The 2171-nt window shown below is 37.5% G+C and carries 2 protein-coding genes; one reads left to right on the forward strand and one right to left on the reverse strand.

The features are described from left to right. Nucleotides 1-70 precede the first annotated feature (70 nt). Nucleotides 71-1303 carry an IS256 family transposase gene (locus VGT41_02810; protein ID HEV2601204.1) on the forward strand — a complete coding sequence of 411 codons (1233 nt, stop codon included), beginning with the start codon at nt 71-73 and terminating at the stop codon, nt 1301-1303. A gap of 224 nt (nt 1304-1527) precedes the next feature. Here VGT41_02810 and VGT41_02815 read toward each other — a convergent pair. Continuing rightward, a partial coding sequence (locus tag VGT41_02815; protein ID HEV2601205.1) for a hypothetical protein occupies nt 1528-2171 on the reverse strand: 644 nt, incomplete at its 5' end.

Consider the following 2171-nt stretch of genomic DNA (forward strand, 5'->3'; position numbering starts at 1 on the left):
TGAGCCTGTAAATAATTCTGTGTAACTGCCCTCAGCCAAGCTAAAATACCCACAAAAAGGAACATTAGCTATGGCGAAGAAAAACAATCTGTTTGACCCAAAAATGTTAGATGAATTAATTAAAAACGTTAAAACTTCTGAGGAAGTATTTGGCGAAAACGGTCTTATGAAACAGTTCAAAAAGGCTATTTTAGAGCGCATGTTGGAGAGCGAGCTTACCACTGATCTTGGGTACGAGAAATACGATCCCAAAGGTAAAAATAGTGGAAACTCTCGTAATGGACATACTGAAAAAACGCTTAAAACTGAAGATGGCGAACTTATTATCGCCATTCCTCGCGATCGCCAAGGTGAATTTGAACCGCAGATTGTGCCTAAACACCAAACACGTTTTACAGGACTAGATGATAAAATCATTAGCTTATACGCAAGAGGCATGACCACTCGCGATATTCAAATGCAACTGCAAGAAATGTATGGCGTTGAAGTGTCACCGACACTTATTTCTAATGTTACAGATGAAGTTATTGATGAAGTAAAAAGTTGGCAATCACGACCGCTGGATAAAGTTTATCCGATCGTGTATTTAGATGCGCTAGTGATCAAAGTCAAAGAAGATAAGCGCGTGCAAAATAAAGCATTTTATTTAGCATTGGGCGTAAATATAGAGGGTCAAAAAGAGTTGCTAGGTATTTGGATCAGTGTAAATGAAGGCGCTAAATTTTGGTTAAACGTGCTGACTGAACTTAAAAACCGCGGAGTGGAAGATATTCTCGTTGCATGTGTTGATGGCTTAACGGGCTTCCCAGACGCAATAGCGGCGGTTTATCCAAAAGCACAAGTGCAGTTATGCATTGTGCATATGATCCGAAATTCTTTGCGTTATGTAGGTTGGAAAAGCCGTAAGGTTGTTGCCGCTGATCTCAAAGCCATTTATGGCGCAAAGACAGTTGAAGGAGCAGAGCTTGCATTAAGTGCTTTTTCTGATAAATGGGATAAAGAATATCCATCAATTAGCAAAAGCTGGTATATGCACTGGGAAAATATAATTCCTTTTTTCGCTTATCCACCTGATATTCGCAAGGTTATTTATACGACGAATGCCATTGAGTCGCTTAACATGACATTGCGTAAAGTGCTTAAAAATAAGCGTGCTTTCCCTTCTGACGAAGCTGCGCTAAAACAGCTTTACTTAGGGATAAAAAACATATCAAAAAAATGGACGATGCCAGTTCGGAATTGGAAAGAAGCTATGAATTGTTTTTTAATTATGTTTGAAAAACGCTTGTCTGAGGTGATTTAAAATAAATGCAATTGCTCACCCGACTCTACGTCCCGCGACTTGTTCGCGGGACCCATTGATTAATACCTGGATGCCGCGAACAAATCGCGGGACGTAGGCTCTGGGGCACGCGCAGTTGGAAATAATTTTATTTTATTATTTTGATATTTTTGTTAATATAAATTTATCAGGAAGTAAAACTGATGAAATAAGCAGCTTGGCTGTGGCAGTTTACACAAAAAGATTTACAGATCCCCAAGTAATGCTTCTCTATTTTCTTCCCAGGTAGTTTTATCTAATAGATAGTCATTTATTGATAAATATCGATAAGAATATTTTAAATTCAACTCTCCGGATTTCATGGCATCACACACATGCATAAATAATAATGCCTTATAAAGGGAAACACTGAATTTACCATCTTGCGAATTGATCGCCTCTTTTTCATCCGCCTTTAAAAAACCCATTGGAGCCTTGTGGTCAATTTTCGTATCCTTCTCTCTAAAGTGATTGATGGCGCTAATAAGCAATTTGTTAGAGTTATCCTCGTTGAATGCCAATACCTTTAAAATCCAGGAAACTCTGTTTTGTAATTTTATAGATACTTTTTTAAGTGTATCGAAGTAGTCATTATTGTTAGCGATGCGCTCAAGAGATTGCTCAAAAACCTTTTCTTTTAAATCAATTTCTTCCGTTCTTTGCTGTTTATGTTTATCTAATAATTCTGAAATCGCACGAAGTTTATCGAGATCAGTCAATATGGTTGAATGTGTAATTTCTGTAATTTCATCAATAAGGCGACGATAGTTGCTATTTTTCTTTGTTACATGGCGAATAGCATCTCGCCGTTCTTTGCGAGATATCCGATCAAATTTATTCAGTCTAGTAT

The organism is Candidatus Babeliales bacterium, assembly GCA_035944115.1.
In the GTDB taxonomy this organism is placed as follows: domain Bacteria; phylum Babelota; class Babeliae; order Babelales; family Vermiphilaceae; genus DASZBJ01.